The sequence below is a fragment of the uncultured Methylobacterium sp. genome, from assembly GCF_964251405.1.
In the GTDB taxonomy this organism is placed as follows: Bacteria; Pseudomonadota; Alphaproteobacteria; order Rhizobiales; family Beijerinckiaceae; genus Methylobacterium.
In genome coordinates this window covers 7,260-11,711 of the sequence record NZ_CAXUJR010000104.1, presented here as the reverse complement: position 1 = coordinate 11,711, position 4,452 = coordinate 7,260, and the positions used below count along the sequence as shown (strand labels likewise).

Here is a 4,452-nt window from a genome sequence, read left to right as displayed (position 1 = left end):
AAGGAGTGGCGAGCTATCGCCACCCGCTATGAGAAGACGGCCGCCAGTTTCATGGGCGTCCTCTGCCTTGCCGCTGCCCTCGACTGGCTCAAGCGATGACACGCCCTAGTCGAACAGACTGCCGTAGGGGGCAAAGGCCGCCGCATTGATGGGCTGGACCGCCAGTGGCCGCGTGGATTCAATCATCGTCATTTGTTTCCTAAGCTTATCAGCTGATCGGCCCGGCACCAGGCGACGCTGCGTGGGGCCCCTTTTCTTCGGGAGAAGGCGGGCCTCACGATCCTGACCTCCGCGGCGACCAACCGGCCGTCGTCTCAGGCAAAGCCCGTCAGCTGCCGCAGGGCCGCCGCGTGGAGCTCAAGGTTGGCGGCGGCGACCACGCGGCCGTCGAAGTCCTGGTTCAGCGGGCGTCCCGCCCAATCAGTCATGACGCCGCCGGCGCCTTCGACCACGGGGGCCAGCGCCATCACGTCATAGACCTTGAGGCCGGCCTCCACGACTAGGTCGCAATGGCCGGAGGCCAGGAGCCCGTAGGCGTAGCAGTCGCCGCCGAAGCGGCGCATCCCCACGGTGGCACTGAGCGCCGCGAAGGCCTCGGCATCGCCGCCCCGGAACAGGTCGGGGGAGGTCGCGAACAGGCGCGCCTCGCCCAAAGTGCGCTGGCTGGTGCGGATCGGCTTGCCGCCGAACCAAGCAGCATGGCCGTTGCCGTGCCAGCGCTCTGCCAGGGCCGGCATGTCGATGAGGCCGAGCAGCGGTCGGCCGTCCCGCACCAGGGCGATCAGCGTGCCGAAGAGCGGCATGCCGGTGATGAAGCTCTGCGTTCCGTCGATGGGGTCGAGGACCCAGGTGAGGTCGCGGGAGAAGTCGCCGCCCTCCTCCTCGCCGAGGATGCCGTGATCCGGATAGGCGAGGCGGATCTCGGCGCGGAGCTTCGCCTCAATGCCGCGATCGGCCTCGGTCACCGGGCTCGTATCGGCCTTGGCCTCGACGGCGATGGCGGAGCGAAAGTGCCGGCGCGCCAGGGGGCGCACAGAGTTGGCGAGGTGGTGGGCGAAGGCCATCAGCCCGTCGGCAGTGGCATCGAAGACCGCCGGGGCGGCGAGGGACGGGATCATGGCAATAGCCTTGGCGACAAGTTTAGGGAGGGACTGGGGCGCCGCAGAGGCGGCGGCGCTCACAGCAGGCGCAGCCAAAGCGGCCAGTCGGGATGGTGGAACAGGGTCCGGGCGCGCCGGAGCTTCCAGGTGCCATACTTGTAGTAGTCGAAGTCGAGGGTGGAGACGCGCTCCTGGATCATTGCCCAGGTCGCCCATTTGAGGTCGCCCAGGGCCTTCAGCACCTGCGTGCGGGCCGCGGTCTGCTCGTCCCAGCGGCCCCAGTAGTCTTCGATCATCTCGCGCTCGACCTCGGCCGAGAACGCCATCTCGTCGAACCACAGGGCGAGCTCGTAGGCGCGCTCGTTGTTGGAGGCGTACTCGAAATCCACCAGCCGGACATGGTCCTGCCCGTCGATCATGAAGTTGCCCGCCAGGGTGTCGTTCATGCAGGGCACGAGGTCGAGGCCGGAGGCCGTCAGCGCCGCCCGCGCCTCACCGAGACGCTGCATCAGGAACGCCTGATCCGCCGGCACCCGCCCGCCGACCTCGGCCACTTGGCGCACATGCTCGTCGACCATGTCGAAGATGGTCTTGGTCAAGCTCAGGCGCGGCGCGTCGTTGAAGGCCCTCAGCGCCCGTACCGCGTTGTGGCGGACCACTGGGCGCAGGAAATCGAGGTTCGAGGAGGCGCGGAACTCCGCCATGAAGGCGAAGATCTCGACGCCCGACTCGGGCAGGTAGTCCAGCACCGCGACCCCGAAGCCGCAGGCCTCCGCCCGGCGGCTCGCCTCGTGAGCAGCCTCGCGAGTGATGAACATCTCCGTGCCGCGGCCCGGTACCTTGAGGAAGACGTCCTTCCCCGATTCCGGCCCCGCGCCGGCGCTCGCTACGTCCTCTCCCCCGGCCCCCACCTGGACCCGCCAGTTGGTATTGCTGATGCCACCGGACACGGAGCAGTAGCGCAGGTCCGCGCCTGCCCAGCGCGGGACCTTGGTGAGGATCGCCTCCAGCGCCTGCTCCGCGTCGCTTGCGCCGTCGCCCATCCGGATCCAACTCATCGCGTCCTCCCCGGGCCGCAGGATGTTGCGCGGGCCCGCGCCGCATGTTGCGTCACAGCCGGCGCAGCCAGAGTTCGAAATCGCGCGCCGCGATCGTGGTGCGCGCATGCAGCAGGCGCCATTGGCCGTACTTGAAGAATTCGATGCCGGACCTCCGCGCGGTGATCGCCCGGGTGATACCCCAGAGTCCCCACATCAGGTCGTCCACCGCGCCGTAGAGCCGGGCGCGGTGGAACAGCCGCTCGTCATAGGTTCCCGCATAGATTTCAATGGCTTGGCGGCGCTCGGCATCGAACGAGTAGGCCTCGTTCAGCAGCGCGCCAATTTCGTACCAGGGGTCGTTGTCGCCTGCGAGATCGAAGTCGATCAGCCGGACGCCGCCCGGCACGATCCCGCCCGGGACAGGGTTGAGCATGATGTTGGAGGCGGTGCCGTCGTTGCGGCAGAACGCCCGGTCGAACCCGGCCGCCCGGATCGCCGCCCGCATCGAGGCGGCGCTCTCCAGCAGCGAGTCGATGTCGTCCGGCAGCGGCGCCGCGCAGGCCCGTGCCTCCTCCGCCAGCCTCGTGATGCGCGCGAAGGGGCAGAAATTCTGGCCGAGGGGTTCCGCGTCATGCAGACGCCGCAGGGCGGCGAGAACCTGGCCCATGGTGTCCGCGTCCTGCAGGTCGCCGACACGTGCGTAGCGCCAGGGATCGGACAAATCCTCAAGCCCGAGAACGCCTTGCGCCTCAACGAGCACCGCCGGCCCGAGCCCGAGGCGCCCCGCCCGGCGCGTCGCTTCCGGCATGGTCGGGAGGATGTCAGCCTCCATGTCGGCGTGGCGGACCTTCAGGAAGACGGTTCCAGACCCCTCCACCTGGACGCGCACGCAATCGGACGCCACCGCCCGGTGCGTCGGCGAGGCGACGGGCGCCGCCGCTAGGGTGAACCGCATCGCCCGGCCCTGCCAAACCTGCACCTCGGCGCAGGCCGCAGCGATCCGCTCCTCGAAACCCAGGTCGCTCGGAATCATCATGCTGTGCGCTCGCCAACGTGTCGGGTGGCCGCACGGGGATCGTCACCGGCGCGGCAGAGGCGCTCGGCCGCCGCCCGCATCACCGCTAGGCCGGCCGCGAGGTCGCCGGGGGCGGTCGCCTCGGCCTCGTTGTGGGCGATGCCCGCGATGCTCGGCACGAAGACGAGACCGGTCGGGCAGATCCCCAGGAAGCTCAAGGCATCGTGCCCGGCGACGGTGTCCATGCGCAGCGCGCTCAGGCCCGCAGACGCTGCGCATTCCGTCAGCAATGCGCAGACGGTCTCCGGTAAGGTCCGGATCGGGCGCTCGGTACGGCCGGCAATGGTGAGGCCGGTTTTGGCGCGCGCCGCGGCCGCTTCGAGGACGCGGTCGGCGCGTGTGCCGGCCTCGACCAGGATGTCGTCATTCGCCGAGCGCAGCTCAATCGAGAGTTCCACCCGGGCCGGCACGACGTTGGCCGAGTTTGGCGCGACGCGAATGCGGGCAACGGAGGTGTGCAACTGCCCAGGCCAGTTGTCAGCCAACGCCCGGATCTCCGCGATGGCATACGCGGCAGCCAGCAGCGCGTCGCTGCGGCGTTCCATTCGCCCCGGCCCGGTATGCGCCTGCACGCCCGTCAGCACGGCTTCGATCTTGGTCGCACCCCAGTTTCGGGTGACGACGCCGATGGGAAGGCCTGCCTCCTCCAGGATGGTCCCCTGCTCCACATGGACTTCGAGGTAACAGGCCGGCAGCGGCGGCGGTGCGTCGCCGCCGCGATAGCCGATGGCCGCGAGCGCGTCGCCGAGGCTGGTGCCGTTATCATCCCGGCACGCCAGGGCCTCGGCCACGTCGTAGCGGGCCAGGTAGGTGCCGCTGCCGAGAAGGCTTGGGCGAAAGCGGGCGCCCTCCTCGTTGGTCCAGTTCACCGCGCAGAAATCGGCCGTGAACCGCTGGCCGGCGCGCAGCGCCCGCATTAATGCTGCGCCGACCCGAAGCGCGACGGCCACGCCGTAGGCGCCGTCGAGACGCCCTGCGAGGGTCTGGCTGTCAAGGTGTGAGCCCATCATCACCAGTGGTGCGCCCTCACCTTCGACAAGGGGAAAAAGGCCGAACTGGTTGCCCACCGCGTCGACCCGAACTTCGCCGCCAGCGGCCCGGATTTCGGTCCCGAAAAGGTCGCGGGCGGCGCCGTCCGCCGGACTGGCGCTGAGGCGGGTGATGCCGCCACCGCGAGTGGCGCCGCAGGCGGAGAACCGGGTGAGTAGCTCTTCGAGGCAAGTAAGCTCTTCGAGGC

4 protein-coding genes and 1 pseudogene are annotated in these 4,452 nt (G+C 69.4%); 1 reads left to right on the top strand and 4 read right to left on the bottom strand.

Annotation, left to right across the window (positions count from 1 at the left end):
• Window positions 1–99 (top strand): annotated as a pseudogene (locus tag ACFE7U_RS15530) (IS5/IS1182 family transposase); the annotation flags it as partial.
• A gap of 215 nt (window positions 100–314) precedes the next feature.
• Here the strand turns inward: ACFE7U_RS15530 and ACFE7U_RS15525 are convergent.
• From ACFE7U_RS15525 to ACFE7U_RS15510, 4 genes are all read right to left on the bottom strand, one after another.
• Window positions 315–1,118: an inositol monophosphatase family protein gene (locus tag ACFE7U_RS15525; RefSeq protein WP_375410622.1), complete on the bottom strand. Its 804-nt coding sequence runs from the start codon at window positions 1,116–1,118 to the stop codon at window positions 315–317.
• Between the two features lie 59 nt (window positions 1,119–1,177).
• Complete coding sequence (locus tag ACFE7U_RS15520; protein ID WP_375410621.1) at window positions 1,178–2,158, bottom strand: phosphotransferase; 981 nt, start codon at window positions 2,156–2,158, stop codon at window positions 1,178–1,180.
• 52 nt (window positions 2,159–2,210) lie between these two features.
• Window positions 2,211–3,176, bottom strand: a complete 966-nt coding sequence (locus tag ACFE7U_RS15515) for a phosphotransferase (protein WP_375410620.1) — start codon at window positions 3,174–3,176, stop codon at window positions 2,211–2,213.
• Window positions 3,173–4,452: Zn-dependent hydrolase (locus tag ACFE7U_RS15510; protein WP_375410619.1), on the bottom strand; the 1,280-nt coding region annotated here is incomplete at its 5' end. The genes ACFE7U_RS15510 and ACFE7U_RS15515, both read right to left, overlap by 4 nt.

Bases quoted from the DNA above. Each gene is read 5' to 3' on its own strand.
- ACFE7U_RS15525 (WP_375410622.1), bottom strand. From the start codon at position 1,118: ATGATCCCGTCCCTCGCCGCCCCGGCGGTCTTCGATGCCACTGCCGAC.
- ACFE7U_RS15520 (WP_375410621.1), bottom strand. From the start codon at position 2,158: ATGAGTTGGATCCGGATGGGCGACGGCGCAAGCGACGCGGAGCAGGCG.
- ACFE7U_RS15515 (WP_375410620.1), bottom strand. From the start codon at position 3,176: ATGATGATTCCGAGCGACCTGGGTTTCGAGGAGCGGATCGCTGCGGCC.